This is a genomic window from Allostella sp. (genome assembly GCF_041913585.1).
Taxonomy (GTDB): Bacteria; Pseudomonadota; Alphaproteobacteria; order ATCC43930; family Allostellaceae; genus Allostella.
In genome coordinates, this window is record NZ_JAYSFE010000066.1 from 6,475 (window position 1) to 26,496 (window position 20,022).

At 72.7% G+C, this 20,022-nt stretch carries 21 protein-coding genes; 6 read left to right on the forward strand and 15 right to left on the reverse strand.

Annotated elements, in window-relative coordinates:
* The coding region (locus ACE3Q3_RS13785; protein WP_374446949.1) for an arginyltransferase at positions 1-677 on the reverse strand (677 nt) is incomplete at its 3' end.
* A gap of 134 nt (positions 678-811) precedes the next feature.
* Between ACE3Q3_RS13785 and ACE3Q3_RS13790 the strand changes: the two genes are divergently transcribed.
* From ACE3Q3_RS13790 to ACE3Q3_RS13810, 5 genes are all read left to right on the forward strand, one after another.
* On the forward strand, positions 812-1,297 hold the full coding sequence (locus ACE3Q3_RS13790; RefSeq protein ID WP_374446950.1) for a flavin reductase family protein: 486 nt from the start codon (positions 812-814) through the stop codon (positions 1,295-1,297).
* 70 nt (positions 1,298-1,367) lie between these two features.
* Positions 1,368-3,011 carry a thiamine pyrophosphate-dependent enzyme gene (locus ACE3Q3_RS13795; protein WP_374446951.1) on the forward strand — a complete coding sequence of 548 codons (1,644 nt, stop codon included), beginning with the start codon at positions 1,368-1,370 and terminating at the stop codon, positions 3,009-3,011.
* Positions 3,008-4,228: a CaiB/BaiF CoA transferase family protein gene (locus tag ACE3Q3_RS13800; protein WP_374446952.1), complete on the forward strand. Its 1,221-nt coding sequence runs from the start codon at positions 3,008-3,010 to the stop codon at positions 4,226-4,228. Before ACE3Q3_RS13795 ends, ACE3Q3_RS13800 begins: the two co-directional genes overlap by 4 nt.
* Positions 4,229-4,244: 16 nt before the next feature.
* Positions 4,245-4,949: an RraA family protein gene (locus ACE3Q3_RS13805; RefSeq protein WP_374446954.1), complete on the forward strand. Its 705-nt coding sequence runs from the start codon at positions 4,245-4,247 to the stop codon at positions 4,947-4,949.
* Positions 4,950-4,977: 28 nt separating this feature from the next.
* Positions 4,978-6,147 carry an aminotransferase gene (locus ACE3Q3_RS13810; protein ID WP_374446956.1) on the forward strand — a complete coding sequence of 390 codons (1,170 nt, stop codon included), beginning with the start codon at positions 4,978-4,980 and terminating at the stop codon, positions 6,145-6,147.
* Positions 6,148-6,160: 13 nt separating this feature from the next.
* Here the strand turns inward: ACE3Q3_RS13810 and ACE3Q3_RS13815 are convergent, their stop codons facing one another.
* The 3 genes from ACE3Q3_RS13815 to ACE3Q3_RS13825 form a co-directional block, all read right to left on the reverse strand.
* The gene (locus ACE3Q3_RS13815) at positions 6,161-6,553 is read right to left on the reverse strand and encodes a response regulator (protein WP_374446958.1); all 393 of its coding nucleotides are present in this window, start codon (positions 6,551-6,553) and stop codon (positions 6,161-6,163) included.
* 139 nt (positions 6,554-6,692) lie between these two features.
* Positions 6,693-7,370 carry a cysteine hydrolase family protein gene (locus tag ACE3Q3_RS13820; protein ID WP_374446960.1) on the reverse strand — a complete coding sequence of 226 codons (678 nt, stop codon included), beginning with the start codon at positions 7,368-7,370 and terminating at the stop codon, positions 6,693-6,695.
* The gene (locus ACE3Q3_RS13825; RefSeq protein ID WP_374446962.1) at positions 7,367-8,161 is read right to left on the reverse strand and encodes an N-formylglutamate amidohydrolase; all 795 of its coding nucleotides are present in this window, start codon (positions 8,159-8,161) and stop codon (positions 7,367-7,369) included. The genes ACE3Q3_RS13820 and ACE3Q3_RS13825 overlap by 4 nt, the downstream gene beginning before the upstream one ends.
* Before the next feature lie 71 nt (positions 8,162-8,232).
* Here ACE3Q3_RS13825 and ACE3Q3_RS13830 point away from each other — a divergent pair, with 71 nt between their 5' ends.
* Complete coding sequence (locus ACE3Q3_RS13830; RefSeq protein ID WP_374446963.1) at positions 8,233-9,555, forward strand: glutamine synthetase; 1,323 nt, start codon at positions 8,233-8,235, stop codon at positions 9,553-9,555.
* Here ACE3Q3_RS13830 and ACE3Q3_RS13835 read toward each other — a convergent pair.
* Genes ACE3Q3_RS13835 through ACE3Q3_RS13885 form a run of 11 tightly spaced genes read right to left on the reverse strand, consistent with a single transcriptional unit; the run spans position 9,537 to position 19,858 of the window.
* Entirely contained in the window at positions 9,537-10,946 is a 1,410-nt protein-coding gene (locus ACE3Q3_RS13835) for an MATE family efflux transporter (protein ID WP_374446965.1), read from the reverse strand. The two genes, ACE3Q3_RS13830 and ACE3Q3_RS13835, sit on opposite strands and share 19 nt — an antisense overlap.
* 55 nt (positions 10,947-11,001) lie before the next feature.
* A complete protein-coding gene (locus tag ACE3Q3_RS13840; protein ID WP_374446967.1) occupies positions 11,002-11,610 on the reverse strand; it encodes an alkylhydroperoxidase domain protein in 609 nt (202 codons plus the stop codon).
* Positions 11,611-11,618: 8 nt separating this feature from the next.
* Positions 11,619-12,194 (reverse strand): CMD domain protein, encoded by a 576-nt coding sequence (locus tag ACE3Q3_RS13845; RefSeq protein ID WP_374446969.1) that lies wholly within the window; start codon positions 12,192-12,194, stop codon positions 11,619-11,621.
* A gap of 26 nt (positions 12,195-12,220) precedes the next feature.
* Positions 12,221-13,255 (reverse strand): putative FMN-dependent luciferase-like monooxygenase, encoded by a 1,035-nt coding sequence (locus tag ACE3Q3_RS13850; protein ID WP_374446971.1) that lies wholly within the window; start codon positions 13,253-13,255, stop codon positions 12,221-12,223.
* The gene (locus ACE3Q3_RS13855) at positions 13,252-13,674 is read right to left on the reverse strand and encodes a Zn-ribbon domain-containing OB-fold protein (protein ID WP_374446974.1); all 423 of its coding nucleotides are present in this window, start codon (positions 13,672-13,674) and stop codon (positions 13,252-13,254) included. Before ACE3Q3_RS13855 ends, ACE3Q3_RS13850 begins: the two co-directional genes overlap by 4 nt.
* Positions 13,671-14,840 (reverse strand): thiolase domain-containing protein, encoded by a 1,170-nt coding sequence (locus tag ACE3Q3_RS13860; protein WP_374446976.1) that lies wholly within the window; start codon positions 14,838-14,840, stop codon positions 13,671-13,673. The genes ACE3Q3_RS13855 and ACE3Q3_RS13860 overlap by 4 nt, the downstream gene beginning before the upstream one ends.
* A gap of 37 nt (positions 14,841-14,877) precedes the next feature.
* Positions 14,878-15,636, reverse strand: a complete 759-nt coding sequence (locus ACE3Q3_RS13865; RefSeq protein ID WP_374446977.1) for a molybdate ABC transporter substrate-binding protein — start codon at positions 15,634-15,636, stop codon at positions 14,878-14,880.
* Between the two features lie 31 nt (positions 15,637-15,667).
* Positions 15,668-16,669 carry an aldo/keto reductase gene (locus ACE3Q3_RS13870; protein ID WP_374446979.1) on the reverse strand — a complete coding sequence of 334 codons (1,002 nt, stop codon included), beginning with the start codon at positions 16,667-16,669 and terminating at the stop codon, positions 15,668-15,670.
* Positions 16,670-16,674: 5 nt separating this feature from the next.
* Complete coding sequence (locus ACE3Q3_RS13875; protein WP_374446982.1) at positions 16,675-17,766, reverse strand: M14 family metallopeptidase; 1,092 nt, start codon at positions 17,764-17,766, stop codon at positions 16,675-16,677.
* Positions 17,763-18,866 (reverse strand): ABC transporter ATP-binding protein, encoded by a 1,104-nt coding sequence (locus ACE3Q3_RS13880; RefSeq protein WP_374446984.1) that lies wholly within the window; start codon positions 18,864-18,866, stop codon positions 17,763-17,765. The genes ACE3Q3_RS13875 and ACE3Q3_RS13880 overlap by 4 nt, the downstream gene beginning before the upstream one ends.
* A complete protein-coding gene (locus ACE3Q3_RS13885; RefSeq protein ID WP_374446986.1) occupies positions 18,866-19,858 on the reverse strand; it encodes an ABC transporter ATP-binding protein in 993 nt (330 codons plus the stop codon). The genes ACE3Q3_RS13880 and ACE3Q3_RS13885 overlap by 1 nt, the downstream gene beginning before the upstream one ends.
* Positions 19,859-20,022 lie beyond the last annotated feature (164 nt).

The window sequence follows — 20,022 nt, forward strand, 5'->3', positions numbered from 1 at the left end:
GGCTGGAAGCGGGTCTTGTAGGCCATCTTGCGGCTGTCGGCGATCCAGTAGCCGAGATAGACGTAGGGCAGGCCCTGGTCGGCGGCCAGTTCGAGCAGGCGCAGCACGAGCACGGTGCCGAGGCTGCGTCGCGGCTGGTCCGGCTCGAAGAAGCTGTAGACGGCCGACCAGCCGTCGTCGAGCCGGTCGGCGAGGCAGGCGGCGTAGAGCTGGCCGCCGGCGCCGCGCAGCGTCACCAGCCGCGTCTCGATCGGGCTGTCCTCGACCATGGCGCGGTAGTCGCCGTAGGTCATGGTCGCCATGTCGCTCTCGGCGTGGCGCGAGCGCTGGTAGCGGCTGAAGAGCCGGTACTGCTCGCCGGTCGCCCGTGCCGGCTCCTCGGCCGTCGCCAGATCCTCGCTGATGCGGGCCAGCCGGCGCAGGTTGCGGCTGGCGACGAACGGGCCGACGGCGACCCGCACCGGCACGCAGGCGTTGCAGCCGGCGCAGGCCGGGCGATAGGCGAGGTGGTGGCTGCGCCGGAAGCCCGCCCGCGACAGGCCGTTGTAGAGCGCGGCGGCGGCCGGGCCCGCGATCTCCGTCAGCACCTTCCGCTCCATCCGCCCGTCGAGATACGGGCAGGGCAGGGCGGCCGTCCGGTAGAAATGCTGCAACGGCTGCGGCGCGAGGCGGTTCATGCCGGCATTGTCGCCAGCGCTGCCGCCGGCGTCCAGCGTCTCGCGATGCGGAATCGCGCCGGCGTGCCCGTTCCCATGTTGGCGCCGCCGCCGCCATGCTTTAGACCAGACGGCCTTGCCACCATCTGGGCGCCATGCCGTTCGATCATCGCCAGTTCCGCGACGTGATGGGCAGCTTCGCCACCGGCGTCGCGATCGCGACGGCGGTCGACGGCGACGGTCGTCCCGCCGGGGTCACCGTCTCCTCCTTCACCTCGCTGTCGCTCGATCCGCCGCTCATCCTCTTCTGCCTGGAATGGACGGCCGAGACCTGGCCCGCCTTCCGCGACGGCCGGCACTTCGCCGTCAACATCCTGGCCGAGGGCCAGTCGCGGCTGTCGGCCCGCTTCGCCTCGGTCCGCACCGACCGCTGGGCCGGCGTCGAGCATCGCCCGGGCCTGCATGGCTGCCCGCTGCTGCCGGGCACGGTCGGCTGGGTCGTCTGCCGCAAGGAGACGGTCCACGAGGGCGGCGACCATGCCATCATCGTCGGCCGGGTGGAGGCGCTGGAACGCGATCCCGAGCGCACGCCGCTGCTGCATTTCCGCGGCGCCTATGGCCGGTTCGTGCGCGAGGCATAGGCCGCTTGCCACCCTCCGGGCGCTTGGGTAGCGTCGCCATCCCACCTTCCACCGCCCAGGGATAGCGACGATGGCACGGATGTCCGGTGGCGACGCCCTCGTCGCGACCCTGGTCGAGCACGGCGTGACCGTCGGCTTCACCGTCCCGGGCGAGAGCTTCCTCGCCGTGCTGGAGGGACTGCGCCGGGCGCGCAACCGCATCCGCCTCGTCAACGCCCGGCACGAGGGCTCGGCCGCCTTCGCCGCGGAGGCCTACGGCAAGATCGCCGGGCGCCCGGCCGCCGTCTTCGTCAGCCGCGGGCCGGGGGCGACCAACGCCGCCATCGGCATCCACACCGCGATGCAGGATTCGACGCCGCTGCTGCTGTTCGTCGGCGACGTGCCGCGACGGGTCCAGGACCGCGAGGCGTTCCAGGGCGTCGACTACCGCCGCTTCTTCGGCGCCATCGCCAAGGCCGTGATCCAGCCCTTCGGACCGGAGGACGTGGCCGAGGCGACCGCACGCGCCTGGCGCACCGCCACCTCCGGGCGGCCCGGCCCGGTGGTCGTCGTCCTGCCCGAGGACGTGACGGAGGCGGAGTTCGACGGCGGCACGATCCCGCGCCCGCCGCGCCGCATCCCCGCCGTCTCCGCGCCCGACGCCGTCGCGGCGGCGGCCGCCGCGATCGCCGCGGCGCGGCTTCCGGTCGTGGTGTTCGGCGAGATGGTCGGCAACGAGCGCGCCCATGCCGAACTGATCGGCTTCCTCGACCGCGCCGGGGCGCCCGCCGTCGCCGCCTTCCGGCGCCAGGACTGCCTGCCCAGCGCGCATCCCGCCTATGCCGGCCATCTCGGCCTGACGCGCGAGCCCTACATCCGCGCGCTCTGGGCCGAGGCCGACCTCGTCGTCTCGGTCGGCAGCCGGCTCGACGACATGACGACGGAGGAATTCACCTTCGTTCGCCCCGACCAGACGGTCGTGCTGCTGCATCCCGACCCGGCCGTGGCGGCCGCCGCCGGCGTCGACATCCACCTCTCGGGCGACCTCGCGCCGACGCTGGAGGCGCTGGCGGCGGCGATGCCGCCGCCGCCCGCCGCGCGCCTCGCCCGCCGCGACCAGGTCCATGCCGCCGAGGCCGCCCATGCCGGCTTCGACCAGCGGCCGGCGATCGGCGCGGTCGACATGGTGAAGGTGATCGCGGCGGTCGCCGGCGCGGTGCCGGCGGACGCGATGATCGCGACCGACGCCGGCACCTTCGGCAGCTGGGTCTATCGCCACTATCCGTGGCGGCGGCCCCTGACCCAGGTCGCCCCGGAGGTCGGGGCGATGGGCGCCGGCGTCCCGGGCGCCATCGGCGCGGCGCTGGCCCGGCCGGACGCCGCCGTGGTCGCCTTCGTCGGCGACGGCGGCTTCCTGATGACGGGGTCGGAACTGGCGACGGCGGTGGAGGAGGGCATCCCGGTCAAGGTCGTGCTCTGCGACAACCAGGCCTATGCCTCGATCCTGATCCACCAGCATCGCCGCTACGGCGCCGAGGCCTATCACGGCGTGCGGGTCCGCAGCCCCGACTTCGCGACGCTCGCCCGCGGTTACGGCGCCGCCGCCTGGACGGTGCGCGAGACGGCGGAGTTCGAGCCGGCCTTCCGCGCCGCGCTCGCCCATGACGGGCCGGCGCTCGTGCATGTCCTGACCGACCTGCGCGACGGCTCGGCCAACGGGCCGCTCGCGCGATGACGGCGCCCGGCCCGCTCGACGGCATCCGCGTCGTCGACCTGACGGCGGTCTTCCTCGGGCCGCTGGCGTCGCAGACGCTGGGCGATCTCGGCGCCGACGTCGTCAAGGTCGAGACGCCGGACGGCGACATCACCCGCTCGATCGCGCCCGCGCGCAATCCCGGCATGGGGGCGGGCTTCCTCGCCGTCAACCGCAACAAGCGCTCGGTCGTGCTCGACCTCAAGCAGGAGGCGGGCCGGGCGGCGCTCGGCCGCCTCGTCGCCGGGGCCGACGTGCTGATGCATTCGATGCGGCCGCAGGCCATGGACCGGCTCGGCTTCGGGCCGGAGGCGGCGCGCGCCCGCAACCCGCGTCTCATCCACTGCGCCGCCTACGGCTATCGCCGCGACGGACCGCACGGCTGGCGGCCCGCCTACGACGACGTCATCCAGGGCGCCTCCGGGCTGGCGGCGCTGCAGGCGAGCTTCGCCGGCGAGCCGCGCTACGTACCGTCCTCGATGGTCGACAAGCTGGTCGGCCTGACCGTCGCCTCGGCGATCAACGCCGCGCTCTTCCACCGCGAGCGCAGCGGCGAAGGCCAGGCGATCGAGATCCCGATGTACGAGACCATGGTCGCCTTCCTGCTGCCGGAGCACATGGCCGGCCGCAGCTTCGCGCCGCCGCTCGGGCCCGCGGGCTATGGCCGCGTCCTGGCTCCCTATCGCCGTCCCTACCGCACGGCCGACGGCCATATCGGCGTCCTGCCCTACACGGTGCAGCAGTGGCAGCGCCTGTTCCGCCTGATCGGCCGGCCGGAGATGGCGGACGACCCGCGGGTGACCGACGGCGCGACCCGCAGCCGCCATGTCGGCGACCTCTACGGCATGGTGGCCGACGCCATGCCGGCCAGGACGACGGGCGAATGGCAACGCGACTTCGACGCGGCCGACATCCCGGCGATGCCGGTCCAGGACCTCGACCAGGTGCTCGACTGTCCGCACCTGGCGGCGACCGGGTTCTTCGAGACGCACCGGCACGAGAGCGAGGGCGACCTCGTCTTCCTCGGCCATCCCGTCCGCTACGAGCGGACGCCCGCCGCGATCCGCCGCCTGCCGCCGCGGCTCGGCCAGCACACGGCCGAGATCCTGGCCGAGGCCGGCTTCGCCGCGGCCGAGATCGCGGCGCTGCTCGCGGGCGGCGCCGCGGTCGCGGAGGGCGCGACGCCCGCCACCGATTGAACAAGGAGGAAACCCGATGACCAACCTGACGCAGGCCGACCTCGACGCGCTCACCGCCTGGGACACGCCGACCATCTGCAACGCGCTCGAACTGACCTCGCCCGAGCGCCGCGCGACCGGCTTCACCGTGCGCCACCTGCACTGCCCGTTCCCGCACCTCAAGCCGATCATCGGCTATGCGCGGACAGCGATGATCCGCTCCAAGCACGTGCCCACCCGCGACAAGGCGGCGATGCGCCAGCAGCGCACCGGCTACTACGAGTATGTCGCGGCCGGCCCGCGGCCGACCGTCTCGGTCATCCAGGACCTCGACGGGCCGGACGTCGGTTTCGGCGCCTTCTGGGGCGAGGTCCAGACCAACATCCACAAGGGGCTCGGCTGCCTCGGCGTCGTCACCGACGGCTGCATCCGCGACCTCGACATGGTGGCGGACGGCTTCCAGATGCTGGCGGCGTCCTATGCGCCCTCCCACGCCCACGTCCATCTCGTCGATTTCGGCGGCCAGGTGCAGGTCGCCGGCATGATCGTCAGCTCGAACGACCTCATCCATGCCGACCGCCACGGCGCGGTGGTGGTGCCGGCGGACGCCGTGAAGAAGATCCCGGCCGCCGTCGACCTGCTGACCCGCCGCGAGAAGGTCATCCTCGACGCCGCCAAGAGCCCCGACTTCGACATCGAGAAGCTGAAGAAGGCGATGGGCGAGGCGGACGAGATCCACTGATCCCACCTCTGCGTCCGGAGCCCTGCCGGTGAAGCCCGCCAACAGCATCCTCTCCGGCTACGGCACGACCGTCTTCGAGGTCATGTCGCAGCTTGCCCGCGCCCATGACGCCGTCAATCTCGGCCAGGGCTTCCCCGACGACCGCGGCCCGGAGGACGTCCTCCGGGCCGCGGCGGACGCCGTCATCGACGGGCCGAACCAGTACCCGCCGATGACGGGAATCCCCGAGTTGCGGCAGGCGGTGGCGGCGCACGGACGGCGCTTCTACGGTCTCGACATCGACTGGCAGCGCGAGGTGCTGGTGACCTCGGGCGCGACCGAGGCGCTGGCATCCTGCCTCTTCGGCCTCATCGAGCCCGGCGACGAGGTGGTGCTGTTCGACCCGCTCTACGACAGCTACCTGCCGATCGTGCGGCGGGCGGGCGGCATCCCGAAGCTGGTGCCGCTGGCGCCGCCGGCCTGGGACCTGCCGGTGGAGCGGCTGAAGGCCGCCTTCAGCGACCGCACCAAGCTGGTGCTGCTCAACACGCCGATGAACCCGGCCGCCAAGGTCTTCACCCGCGAGGAACTGGGCGAGATCGCGGCCCTCCTCGAGAAGCACGACGCCTATGCCGTGTGCGACGAGGTCTACGAGCACATCGTCTTCGACGGGCGGCGGCACGAGAGCCTCATCACCCTGCCCGGCATGCGCGAGCGCTGCCTGAAGATCGGCTCGGCCGGCAAGACCTTTTCGCTGACCGGGTGGAAGGTCGGCTACGTCACGGCCGCCCCGGCGCTGCTGGCCCCGGTCATGCGCGCCCACCAGTTCCTCGTCTTCACCACCCCGCCCAATCTGCAGCGGGCGGTGGCGCACGGCCTGGAGAAGGGGGCGGAGTATTTCGACGGGCTCGCCGGCGGGATGCAGGCCAAGCGCGACCGCCTCGCCGCCGGCCTCACCCGCATCGGCTTCGAGGTGCTGCCGTGCGAGGGCACCTATTTCGTCAATGCCGACTTCCGGCCGCTCGGCTTCAACGGCGACGACGAAGCCTTCTGCAAGCACATCACCGCCGAGGCGAAGGTCGCCGCCATTCCGGTCAGCGCCCTCTATGCCGAAGGATCGGTGCGCAACTATGCGCGCTTCTGTTTCGCCAAGCGCGACGAGATCCTGGACGAGGCGGTCGACCGGCTGGGCCGCTTCTTCGGCGCAGGCCGGGCGTAGGCGGGGCCCGGCGTCATGCCGGGGCGGTGCTCCGCAGCAACCGGAGCACCCGCTCCACGTCCGGGAGCATGAAGGGCTTGGACAGGGCAGGACGGCCACGCCATTCGGCCGGAATGCCGGCCGGGTCGTAGCCCGTGCTGAAGGCGAAGGGGATGCCGCCTTCGGCGAGGCGGGTCGCCAGCGGGTAGCTGGCCTCGCCGGCGACGTTGACGTCGATGATCGCAGCGTCGGCGCCGGCCGGTTCGGCGGCGACGAAGGCCTCGGCGTCGGCGAGTTCGGCGAAGGGGCCGACCGTCTCACAGCCGAGGTCGGCCAGCATGTCCTCCAGCAGCATCGCGACCAGCGCCTCGTCCTCCAGGACGAGCACCCGCATGCCCGCGAAGCGCGCCTCGGTCGTCCCGGTCATCGCGCGCCACCCGGCGCGCACGCGGAACCGGATCGTCGGTCCATCGCATTGCCTTTCCCTTGCCGGCTCGTTCGCCGCCCGATCGGGGACTGGGCGAGGCGGCTTCTGGGAGCGTCAACGCGCCAGGCGGGGGCAAGGTTCAGCGGCCGGACAGCCGCTCGATCTCGGCGATCGTCTCCGCGGTCGAACGCACGCGGCCATAGTGGCCGCCCATCGCCGCGATCGAGCGGCGGTGGTTCGCCTCCGTCTCGGCGGCGCAGCAGTCCTCGACCTGGGTGACCAGGAAGCCGCGGTCGGCGGCGTCGCGGACCGCCGATTCGACGCACTGGTCGGTATAGATGCCGTAGACGACCAGGAACTCGATCCCGAGATTGCGCAGCACGTACTCGACGTTGGTGCTGTTGAAGATGCCGGACGAGGTCTTGGGGATGACGATCTCGTCGCCCTCGGGCGCGACGGCCGGGATGATTCCGGCCTCCCAGCTTCCCTTGGGATGATGGATGCGCGAGATCTTGTGGTCGAGGCTGCGGTCCCGCCCGTCCTGCGTCAGGCTTTCGATGACGGTGTAGACGACCTCGATGCCGGCGCGGCGCGCCGCCGCCTGGAGGCGGCGCTGGTTCGGGATCAGCACCCGCTCGATCCGTTCCATCAGTTCGCGCTTGCCGGCCACGGCCGGATCGCCGGCGCGGGCGCGCGCCAGCGCCGCGGGGCTCCACTCGGCATTCTGCATGTCGATCGACAGCAGCGCCGTGCGGCGCGGGTCGATCGTACGCTCGCGGTAGGCGCCGCCGGGCGCGTCGATGGCGGGAATGGTCACGGGCCTGCTCCGAGTTCGAGGAGGGGGCGTTCGATGGCCGCCAGTGCGTCGGCGAGGCGGTGACCCCAGGCGACCGCGGCGGCCTCGTCCGTGATCTGGTCCTGCCGGATCTCGATCAGGACCGACGGCAGGCCGCGGTCGTCGCCATGGACCGGTACCGCATAGTCGCTGGTGCGGCTGCAGGAATAGGGCTGGTTGACGCCGACGACGAGCGCCGGATCGCGGCGCAGCGCGTCGGCGAGGAGCCGTGCCATCGCCGGGTCGGGGCCGTGGCAGGCGCCGACATGCCACGGCCGGTCCCGCCCGCGCATCCGCGGCGTGAAGCTGTGGATGCAGGCGAGGAAGGTGGGCCGGCCGGCGTCCCGCCGGCGGTCGAGCAGGGCGGAGATGGCGCCGTGATAGGGGTCGAAGAGCGCCGCCACCCTGGCCGCCCGCTCGTCTTCCGCAAGGTTCCGGTTGGCCGGGACCGGGGTCCCGTCCGAAATCTCGGGGATCCAGTCGGGCGCGCCGGGCGGCCGGTTGAGGTCGATGACGAGGCGGGAATAGCCGGCCGCGACCAGCGTCGCGTCGAGACGCATGGCGACCGTGCGCGCAACCGCGAGGGCGCCGATGTCCCAGCCGATGTGGCGGAGCCGGTCGGCCTCGGCGACACCGAGGTCGCCGAGCCGCCGCGGCACCCGGTGCGCGGCGTGGTCGCAGGTCAAGAGGAAGGGCGAGGCGCCGTCGGGACGGTCGACGGTGACCGAAGGCGGTTCGTCGGGGGCGAGCAGGGCGTGGACGGAAGGCGGCATGACGGTTTCTTTTCCGGCCCGAAGCGAGGGATCATCGGCCGGCACGGGCCAAGCGAAGGGGGCAGGCGAGCATGGCGGATTCGCGACCGGGGGAACAGGAGATCGTCTTCGTCGGCCAGGTCGACCTGGGCGGCGTCTTCCGCGGCAAGGGGGTGCTGGGGCACGAGTGGCCCTACCGCTGCCGCTGGGGCGTCGGCTGGCCGCCCGCCAACCTGATGCTGACGCCGTTCGGCACGCTCGCCGACAACGCCTTCGGCGCGCGCGGCGACGTCTTCATCGTGCCCGACCCGGCGACCCTGACCGAGATCGCGGCGGCGCCGGACGAGCCGCCGGTGCGGATCGCACTCGGCCATCTCCGCACCCGCTCGGGGGATCCGTGGGACTGCTGCCCGCGCGCCTTCCTCGAGGCGGCGCTGGCCGACCTGGAGCGCGAGGCGGGCCTCCATCTCAAGGGCGCCTTCGAGCACGAGTTTCTCTATACCGGCCTCGAGCACCGTCTGGGCGATCCCTTCTCGCTGTCGGCCTTCCGCCGCATCCGGCCCTTCGCCGACCGGCTGGTGGCGGCGCTCGCCCGTGCCGGGGTGCCGGCGGAGACGGTGATCCCCGAGTTCGCGCCGCAGCAGGTCGAGGTGCCGATCGTGCCGGCGGTCGGCATTGCCGTCGCGGACCGCTCGGCGGTCCTGCGCGAGGTCGTGCGGGCGGTTGCCCAGTCCTTCGGCGAGCATGCCTCCTTCACCCCGATCGGGGCGCCGGGTGGGGTCGGCAGCGGCGCCCATCTCCATTTCAGCTTCCTCGACGGCGCCGGTCGGCCGGCGGCCTGGGACCCGGCCTCGGAGACCGGCCTCTCGTCGGTGGCAGCCTCCTTCGTCGCCGGGGTGCGGCGGCGACTGCCGGCGATGGTGGCGGTGACGGCGCCGACTGTCGTCTCCTACGAACGGTTGCAACCGCATCGCTGGAGCGCCGCCTACAACACGCTGGCGGTGCGCGACCGCGAGGCGGCGCTGCGCATCTGTCCCGTCCGCCCCGGCACCGGACGGCCGGAGGCCGAACAGTTCAACATCGAGTTCCGGGCGACCGACGGTGCCGCCAATCCCCATCTCGTGCTCGCGCTCCTGGTGCGGGCCGGACTGGAAGGCATCCGGGACCGACTGCCGCCCGACGCGCCGTTCGAGGGCGATCCCGACGGCCTGCCGGCGGCCGACCTGGCGCGCCTCGGCGTCGAGCGGCTGCCGACCAGCCTGCCGGCGGCACTGGAACGGTTTGCCGCGGACGGGCGCGACCTGATGCCGGCGGCGCTCGCCGACGCCTTTCTCGGCGTCAAGCGCGCCGAGCTGGCGGAACTCGACGGACTGGCGCCCGACGAACTGGTCCGGCGCTACCGCGCGGCCTTCTGAACGGTGGCGGCGGCCGGGCTGCCGGTCCAGGCCGGATCGAAGAGGCGCAGCAGCCACGGCACGGCGTTGACGAGGCCGAAGACCACCAGGGCCGCCGCAATCACCGCGTAGGTGCCGGCGAGCCCGAGATCGAGGAGGTGGGCGGCGACCCAGCCGGCGGCGGCGATGATGGCGAGACGGATGATGCCGGCCGCCAGCGGCCAGGCCATCCGGCCGGTGCCCTGGGCGGCGAAGTAGAGCGCCATGCCGAGCCCGAAGAAGGCGTAGGCGGGGCCGACGATGGCGAAATAGTCGGCGCCCGCCGCGACGACCGCCGGATCGGCGGTGAAGAGCCCGAGCCAGGGGCGCGGGAAGAGGGCCGTCGCGACGCCGATCAGGGCGGTGACGGCGGCGACCGCCAGCGAGCCGGCCCAGGCCGCGAGCAGGGCGCGGCGGCGCTGGCCCGCCCCGACATTCATGCCGACCATCGCCACCAGGGCCGAGCCGAAGCTGAAGGCGATCGGGATCTGGAGATATTCCATGCGCTGGCCGAGCCCGTAGCCGGCGAGCGCGGCCGCCCCGTGCAGGCCGACCAGCCCGGTCGCGGTCGCGACCGCCAGATTCGAGACCAGCGTGCTGGCGACGCCGAACATGCCGACCCTGAGGATCTCGGCGAAATGCCGCCAGCGCAGCGGATGGGCGAGCGTCAGCCGGACGAGCCCGTTGCCGCGCACGAGGCTCGCCACCATCACCGCCGAGCCGGCGCCGTGGAAGACGACGAGCGCGGCACCGGCGCCGACGATGCCGAGCCCCGGGATCGGCCCCAGCCCGAACATCAGGACGGGCGCGAGCAGGATGACGCCGATGCCGCCCGTCGCCAGCACCTGGGCCGGCAGCACCATGTTGCCGCTGCCGCGCAGCACGTTGGCGAGGCTGTTGAGCAGCCACAGCAGGACGGCGCCGAGGAAGACGGTGTTGGAGTAGGCGATCGCCGCCGCGAGCGCGGCGCCTTCGCCGCCCATGGCACGATAGAGCGCGGGCCCGCCGACGAGCGCCGCGGCGGTGAAGGCGAGGCCGAAGGCGAGCGCGATGACGACGGCGTGCAGCGCCAGCGCCTCGGCATCGTCGTGCCGCCCGGCGCCGACGGCGCGGGCCACCGCCGAGGCGATGCCGCCGCCCATGCCGCCCGCCGACATCATCTGCATCAGCATGAAGAGCGGGAAGACGAGCGCCGCCCCTGCCAGCGCCTCGGTTCCGAGGAGCCCGACATAGTAGCTCTCGGCGAAGCTGGCCGTCGTCTGGGCCAGCATGACCGCGAAGTTGGGGGCCGCCAGCGCCAGCAGCGTCGGCAGGATCGGGCCTTCGAGCAGCTTGCGCGCGCGCGCCGCGCGGTCGGGAGCCGGCTTCGTCATCGGCGCCGAGGATGCGCCGATGACGTTGCATCATGCAAGTGACTTGTCGATGAACTCAGGCCGCGGCCGGAAGGGCGGGTTCCCCCAGGGTCAGCATCAGGCGGTTCGCCCAGTTGAAGAAGGCGGCGGCGTGGATGACGTCGGCGATGGCGAGGTCGTCGAGACCGGCGGCGCGCAGCCGGTCGACATGGGCCGGGCCGAAGGCGGCGGGGGTATCGGTCAGCGCCACCGCCGCGGCGACGATCGCGTTCCAGCGTTCGCCGAGGTCGATGCCGGTGCCCTCGGCCAGCAGCCGGTCGACGTCCGCCTCGCGCTTCGAATAGGTCGCGGCGAAGCGGGCATGGACCGACGCGCAGTAGATGCAGCCGTTCCGGCGCGAGACGGCGGCGGCGGCCAGTTCCCGCTCGGCCCGCGGCAGGCCGGCATCGGGATTGTAGAAGATGTCCTTGTCGGTGCGGGTGCGCGCCTCGAGCGCGGCCGGGTCGCGCACCAGCAGGCGGAAATAGTCGGAACCGGCCCGGGCCGGGTCGACGAGGCCGGCCATGTGGCGGGGGGTGAGGTCCTCCCGCGCCATCGGCGCCAGCCAGGGCAGCCAGTCGAGCATGGCGCGGGTGAAGACGGCCGGCACCTCGTGCGGCGGCGGGACCAGGGTCGTCTCGGTCATGGCGGACCTCAGAGGCGGGTGGCGAGCGCGCGCAGGCCGGCGACGGCGCGGAGCTGGAAGGCGACGAAGGAGGCGATCTGCGACAGCGTCACGATGTCGGTCGTGGTCCAGCCGGCGTCGAGGAGCGCCTGGAGCGCGGGCGGGGCGCCGTCGCGCGGGTGCAGCACGAGCAGGTGCATGTGGCCGAGGGCCGCCGCGAGCCGCGGCCCGAGCGCCGCCGCGAGCGCGCCGGCCGGTGCCCAGGAAGCGCCCGGCTGGTCCTCGGCGGTGAGCGGGCCCGTCGGGTAGCGGCCATAGGGGCCGGTGCCGGTGGCGGCCGCCACGGCCGCGTCCACCGCCTCCGCCAGCGCCGGGGCGAGGGCGGCGCGGTAGTGGCCGGCAACCTCGGTCGCGCCGTGCAGTGCCGCGACGAAGGTTGCGACCGCGAAGCGCTCGGCCGCCGTCACGCCGCCTGGATCGGCGGGGCGGAAGAGCGCGTCGTAGCTCGCCTGCGCCTGGGCGCGGGTCTCCGGCCGGCGGGCGCGGATCGCGTCGAGGGGCGAGCCGGGACGGATGCCCAGGAGGTCGTCGATCACGTCGGTCATGGGGTTTCCTTCCGGGGAAGACCGGCTCAGGCGACCTGGCGCACGGCGCCGGCCGGCGGCCGCCAGCCGAAGGCGGGTGCGACCCGGGACGCCACCAGTTCGATCGAGCGCAGCACCAGCGGGTGCGGCGGGTCGACCGAGTGGACCTGCACGGCGAGCTCGGTCGCGCGGGCGAGGGCGGTGTCGGCCGCCAGCGATTGGACGACCTGGTCGGCCGTGCCGGCATGGATGTCGGAGCCGGCGATCAGGTCCTCCAGGGAGGCGCCGGCGGTTTCGGGCTTGGTCTCCAGAAGCCGCGCCCGGTGGCGGGCATAGCCCGCCCGCACCAGCCGCTCGGCCTCGCCGCCGTCGTCGGCGACGAAGACGGTGCGCGACGCCATGATGCGTGGCGCCCGGCCCGGCGGCAGTGCCGCGAGATAGGCGTCGATCATCGGGTTCTGCAGCGCGTCGAGGCGGGCGCCCTCCTGGCCCTGCGGGCGCGGCTGGGTCCGCGACAGCATCAGGCCGTCGCCGGCCGCGCCGGCGCGCCGCGCCCCGGCGACCGTGAAGGTCGCCTGCCACATCCGGTCGAGGAGCGGCGGCCGGTCGGGATAGAGCCGGTCGCCGCCGTCCAGCACGCCGCCGCGGAGCGCGTCGACGAGGACCTGGCGGTGGCCGTCGAAGAGCTCCGCCCGGCGCTCGCTGTCGAGCCCGAAGGCGCGGAAGGCCGAGAGGTTGCCGCCCGGCCCAATGCCGAGTTCCAGCCGCTCGCCGGACAGGAGGTCGAGCACCGCGGCGTCCTCCGCGACGCGGATCGGCAGTTCGAGCGGCAGGGTGACGATGCCGGTGCCGAGGCGGATGCGGCCGGTCGCGGCCGCCGCCTGGGCGAGGAAGACGAAGGGCGACGGCAGGCCGCCCTCGTCCGCGTGGAAATGATGTTGCGCCACCCACGCGGCGTCGAAGCCGCAGCGTTCGGCGTGGCGGATCTGCTCCAGCGCCAGGCGGTAGCGCTCGGCCGGCGGCGCCAGGTCGAGCAGGCGGGTGAAGAACCCCAGACGCAGGGGCGCCTTCGCGATCGTCATTCCTCGGCACCTCGGTCGGGCACGAACATCGGGATCGGCAGGCCGGTCGGCCCTGGCCGGAAGGTGACCCGAACCCGCTGTCCGATCGCCAGCGCGTCGAGGTCGCAGTCGACGATGTTGGTCATCATCGTCGGCCCCTCGTCGAGGGTGACGTAGGCGAGGGCGTAGGGCGGGTCGGCGCGCCGGGCGACGCTGACGCTGTAGATGCGGCCCCGCCCGGATGCCGGCCGCCACTCGACCTCGGGGGCGCCGCACAGCGGGCACATGGTCCGCGGATACCAGTGGGCACGGCCGCAGGCGGTGCAGGTGGCGAGGAGGAACCGGCCCTGGGCGGCGGCCTCCCAGAAGGGCCGGGTCTCCGGATGGTTGGCGGCAAGCGCCTGGATGGCGGCGCCCTGGTCGTCGGTCGCGGCGGTCATTCGCGCTCCAGGATCACGGTCGCGTGGCCATGGCCGTTGCCCATCACCCGGCCCGGCCCGCAGGCCAGCGCCAGGTCGCAGTTCGGCACCTGGACGGCGGGGTGCGCCTCGCCGCGGAGCTGGCGCACCGCCTCGATCAGCTTGGTCATGCCGCCGCGGTTGGCCGGGTGGTTGTTGCACAGCCCGCCGCCGTCGGTGTTCCAGGGCAGGCGGCCCTGGCCGGCGATCAGGTTGCCCTCGGCGGCGAAGCGCCCGGCCGCGCCCTTGGGGCAGAAGCCCAGGTCCTCGAGCTGGATCAGGACCATGATGGTGAAGTTGTCGTAGATCGAGGCGTACTTGATGTCCTGCGGGCCGACCCCGGCCTCGGCGAAGGCGGCCGGTCCCGACCGTTCGGCGCCGGAGCGGGTGATGTCGATGTAGCCGCCGGTCTGGGTCCACACCGTCTCGCCCATGCCGATCGCCCGGACGCGCGGTCGGGCGAGGCTGCGGGCGATCTCCGGCCGGACGAGGACGACGGCGCCGCCGCCGTCGGTGATGACGCAGCAATCGTGGCGGCGGATGCCGTCGGCGATCACCGGCGAGGCCATGACGTCGGCGACGGTGACGGGCTTGCGCAGGAACGCGTGGGGGTTGTGCTGGGCGTGCCGCGAGGCCGACACCTTGACCCACGCCATCTCCTCGGGCGTGGTGCCGTACTCGTGCATGTGGCGCCGCGCGATCAGGCCGTAGACGGCGGCGATGGTCGGCCGGTAGGCGCTGTCGAACGGCTCGTCCGGGCGGTCGAGGGCGGCCGCCCGCATCTGGGTCCCGATCGACAGGCCTTCGCTGCGCGGTCGCCCGGCGAGCGTCACCAGCGCCACGTCGCAATGTCCGGCGGCGATCGCAGCGGCGGCGTGCGCGACATGGACGAGGTAGGAGCAGCCACCGGAATCGGTGCCGTCCAGCCAGCGCAGCTTGAGATTGAGATAGTCGGCCATCCACAGGGGATTGGCCCCCGGCGCATCGGCGGCGCAGAAATAGCCGTCGACATCGGCGAGCGACAGGCCGGCGTCGGCCAGCGCCCCCAGCGCGCATTCGGCATGCAGGCGGGCGACCGAGCGATCCGGCGCATGGCGCGTCGGATGCTCGAATGCGCCCGCGACATAGGCTCGTCCGTTCAGGCTCATGCCGTTCTCCGCGGGCTGTCGGCGACTGCCGCGGCCTTCAGGGGTTTCTCCCCGGTTCCAGTCCGGCGCCGGCGGCAACGGCCGCCACGTCGGGGCCGACCAGAAAGCGGGCGAGGCCGGTCGCGGCGTCGGACCCGACGGCGGACGGAGCGAGCGCGAGCGCATAGACGGTGACGACCTGGATCTCGGGCGGCAGCGGCCCGAGATAGGTGATCCCCTTGGCGTGGAGCAGTTCGCTCACCTGCTGGAAGCCGATGTCGGCCTCGCCTCGCGCCAACAACTCCGCCACCTGCACGCCCGAGGCCGGCTGGATCACCTTGTGCGCCACCCGGTCGGCGATCCCCATCCGCCGGATCATGGCGGCGACGTGGACGCCGCTCGGTCCCGATGAATAGGCGATCGAAGGCGCGGCCAGCAGGGCCTCCCGGACGAACTCCGCGGTCGACAGGTTCGGCGCCGGCAGTCCAGCCCGGACCGCGACGCCGACGCCGGAACGAACGAACTCCGCCCGCGTCGCCGCGACCAGACGCCCGTTGGCGATCAGCCGGTCGAGCCCGTCCGAGCCGATGAGGACGATGTCGACCTGCTCCCCGTCGTTGACCCGGCGCACGATCCCTTCCGTGCCGCCCCAGGCGATCGTCACGCGGTGGCCGGACGCGGCCCCGAACGCCGATGCCAACTCCTGGAGCGGCGCCTTCAGGGCATTGGCCGCCAGGGCCCGCACCTCGCCGGCCGAAGCGGGCGGGTGCGTCGTCAGCACGAGCGCCGCCGCCAGCAGGCCGGATCGGACCGTCATACGCATTGGGGGCCTCCGCCGCGGAGCCGGCTCACACGACCCGGCCGGTGACCGGGTAGCGGGGGTCGGTATAGCCGTGGGTCGAGGCGTGGCCGGGTCTGACGAGCGCGTCGACCGCGGCCTCGTCGGCGGCGTCGAGCGTGTGCTCGAGTGCGCCCAGGTACTCCTGCCACTGCTCGACCGTGCGCGGGCCGGCGATGACGCTGGTCACCAGCCGGTTGCGCAGCAGCCAGAGGATGGCGAACTGGGTCGGCGAGATGTTGCGGCTGCGGGCGTGGGCGACGATCTGCTGGGCGATGGCGAAGGATTCCGGCCGGAACTCCGTCTCCATCATGCGCTTGTCCTTGACCGCCGCTCGCGAGCCCTCCGGCGCGCTGCCGTCGAGCCCGTACTTGCCGGTCAGCACGCCGCGGGCGACCGGGCTGTAGGGAACGACGCCGAGGCCGTAGAATTGGCACGCCGGCAGGTGCTCGGCCTCGATCTGGCGGTTGACGGCGTTGTAGAGCGGCTGGCTCGCGACCGGCGGCGCCAGCCCGACATCGGCGGCGACGTGGCAGGCCTCCGCCAGTCGCCACGCGCTGAAGTTGCTGACGCCCCAGTAGCGCACCTTGCCGGCGCGCACGATGTCGGCGATGGCGCCCAGCGTCTCGCCGAGCGGCGTCCCCTGGTCGTCGACATGGAGGTACCAGATGTCGACATGGTCGGTGCCGAGCCGGGCGAGGCTGGCGTCGATCTCGCGCGTCAGCCACTTGCGGCTGTGATTGCCCTCGTTCGGGCCCTGGCCCATGGCGTTGCCGACCTTGGTCGCGACGACCCAGGAATCGCGGTCGGCCGCGATCAGTTCGCCCAGCATCCGTTCCGAGCCGCCGAAGCTGTAGACGTCGGCGGTGTCGACGAAGTTGACGCCGGCGTCGCGCGCGATGCCGACGATCCGCTCCGCCTCCGCCCGTTCGGTGCGGGCGGCGAACATCATGGTGCCGAGGCAGATCGGCGAGACGCGCAGGCCGCTGCGGCCGAGGCGACGGTATTCCATGGCGGTCAGTCCTTCTGCGTCGAGAGGCCGGCGATGCCGCGGCGGATGATCTGCCGCGCGCGGACATAGACCAGTTCCTTCCAGTCGTCGTAGTCGCGATAGAAGGCGTCGCGGATCAGCGCCTTGATCTCCTTCGCCCGCGGGCTCTTGAGGTCGCCGTAATTGTGCAGCCAGCAGTCCGAGCGCAGCGCCAGCCGGACATACTCGTTCGGCCGGGTGCCGTACTCCAGCGTCGACTTGGTGTGGATCGCGTTCGGCAGCGCCTCCATGACGCCGAAGCCGATCGTGCCGGAGAGCCGGGTCGAACTCGAGGTCCCGGTCTGGGCCGAGGTGACGCAGTCGCCGATCCAGTCGAAGAGCCGCTGGTAGCCGTCGGTGCCGGGCGGGTGGCCGTTGATCGGCTCGGCATAGCCGTAGGGGCCGAGGCCGGTGTGGAAGTCGAAGAAGAGGACGTGGGTGGCGTCGCCGATCATCTCCGGCAGGATGCGGCGCAGGGTGCGGTTCGACCAGGTCGGGCCGCTGCCGCCGTAGAAGAGCCCGTCCGGGAACGCGTACTGGCCGCCGCTGACGGCGCCCTGGAAGGGCTTGGCGCCGAGGCGCTCGCGCGCCTTCCCGAGCTCCGCGTCGGCCCTGGCCAGCTCCTCGCCCTCGAAGTTCCGCGGCACCAGCCACTGGTGGATATTGGCGTATTCCGCATTGACCGGCAGCGGCTGCGAGAAGTCGAGGAAGTTGCGGTTGAGGTCGACATTGTCCTCGTTGACCCGGCGCAGCCACGCGAAGCCGTAGGGGTTGATGGCGTGGATGATGAGGAAGGCCGTGTTGGGCGGCAGCTCGCGGTCGAGCCGTTCGGTCAGCACCCCGATCACCGCCCCCGAACCGCAGAAGCCCTCGACCCCGTGCGTCGCGGTGTTGAGCACGATGTAGCGCTTGGCGTCGGCCGGGCCGATGCGGACCACGTCGGTCGCGAGATCCTCGCCCTCGGGACCCTTCAGCGGGTGGGCGTAGGTCGCGACCTCGCAGCCGGCCGCCTTGGCGGCGGCCTGGAACTTGGCGCGGGCGGTGCGGTAGTCGGGGCTGAAGAAGGAAGCAGGGTTCAAGGGGTCGTCTCCTCCGCGGCGGTCCTGCGCCGCGCTTGCTGGGCCTCGTAGGCGGCGAGGCGCCGCCGGTAGGCGTCCGAAATCTGCGTCGCCTGCCGGGCCCGCACGGTGTCGGGCACGGCGATCTCCTCGGCGAAGTGGCAGGCGATCTGGTGGCCGGGGGCGAGGTCGCGGAAGGCCGGCTCCGCGCTCCGGCAGCGCTCGCGCGCGTGCGGACAGCGCGTGTGGAAGCGACAGCCGGACGGCGGATTGAGGGGGCTCGGCACGTCGCCCTGGATGATGCCCCGCCCGTGCGGCACCGCCGGGTCGGCGACCGGGATCGCCGAGAGCAGCGCCTGCGTATAGGGGTGGCGGGGATTGGCGTAGAGGGTCTTCTTGTCGGCGAGCTCGACGATCTTGCCGAGATACATGACCGCGACGCGGTCGCTGATGTGCTTCACCACCGCGAGGTCGTGGGCGATGAAGAGGTAGGACAGCCCGTACTTCGCCTGCAGGTCCTGCAGCAGGTTGACGACCTGGGCCTGGATCGAGACGTCGAGCGCCGACACCGGCTCGTCGCAGACGATGAGCTTGGGATTGACCGCCAGCGCCCGGGCAATGCCGATCCGCTGCCGCTGCCCGCCGGAGAACTCGTGCGGATAGCGCATCGCGTGGTAGGGGGCGAGGCCGACGACGCGGAGCAGTTCCTCGACCCGTGCCTGGATCGCGGGCCCGCTCGCCACGCCGTGGACGCGCAGCGGCTCGGCCAGGACGTCGCCCACCGTCATGCGCGGGTTGAGCGAGGCATAGGGGTCCTGGAAGATGATCTGCATGTCGCGGCGCTTGCGCCGCAGCGCCTGGCGGTCGAGCGCGAAGATGTCCTCGCCGTCGACCTCGACCCGGCCGGAGGTGCGCTCCAGGAGGCGCAGTACCAGCCGCCCGGTCGTCGACTTGCCGCACCCGGATTCGCCGACCAGCGCCAGGGTCTCGCCGGGGCGGACCTCGAAGCTGACGTCGTCGACCGCCTTCACGGCGCCGATCTGCTTGGAGAGGATGATGCCGCTGGTGACGGGGAAATGCTTGACCAGCCGGTCGACCTTGAGGATCGGCGGGGGTGCCATCACTGGGCCTCCTCGAGCGGCGCCTTCCAGCAGGCGACGGCATGATCGTCGCGGAGCGTCCGCAGCGGCGGCTCCTCGCGCCGGCAGCGATCGTCGGCGAAGGGGCAGCGCGGGTTGAAGCGGCAGCCCTCGGGGAGCGCGAAGGGCGGCGGCACCGTGCCCTCGATCGAGGCGAGGCGCGTGCGCGTCTCCTCGAGCTTGGGAATCGAGCCCATGAGGCCGATCGTGTAGGGGTGCTGCGGGTCGGCGAAGAGGGCGCCGACGGGCGCGCTCTCGACGATCTTGCCCGCATACATCACCACCACCGTGTCGGCGAGTTCGGCGATGACGCCGAGATCGTGGGTGATGAGGATGATCGAGGTCCCGGTCTCGTCGCGCAGCGTCCGCATGAGGTCCAGGATCTGGGCCTGGATGGTGACGTCGAGCGCGGTCGTCGGCTCGTCGGCGATCAGCAGCTTCGGTCCGCAGGCGAGTGCCATGGCGATCATCACGCGCTGCCGCATGCCGCCCGACATCTGATGCGGATAGTCGTCGATCCGGCGCTCGGGCGAGGGGATGCGCACCCGCTTCAGCATCTCGATCGCGCGCTCGCGCGCCTCGGCGGCGGAGACCGCCATGTGGGCGGTGATCGCCTCGGTGATCTGGTCGCCGACGGTGAAGACCGGGTTCAGCGACGTCATCGGCTCCTGGAAGATCATCGAGATGGCGCCGCCGCGGATCTTCCGCAGTTCCGCCGGACGCTTCTTCAGGAGGTCCTCGCCCTCGAAGAGGATCTCGCCGCCGGCCTGGATGCCCGGCGGGCGCGGCACCAGCCCCATGATCGAGAGCGACGTCACGCTCTTGCCGCAGCCGGATTCGCCGACGATGCCCAGCGTGCGCCCGCGGCTCACCTGGAAGGAAACGCCGTCGACGGCCCGGAACAGGCCGCCCTCGGTCTTGAAGTAGGTCTTGAGGTCGCGAACGTCGAGCAGCGTCGGGGCGGCGTCGGCCATCGGTCAGCCCATGGGAGGGCACGACCAGGGGTCGTGCCGGTCTCGGTTTCGGGATCGGACGGGGAAGGGCCCGCCTGGGACCGCCCCCGTCCGCCGGATGGCAGCGACTACTTGAACTTGTAGTCGAGGCCCTTGTAGACGCCGCAGCCGTAGATGCCGTGCGC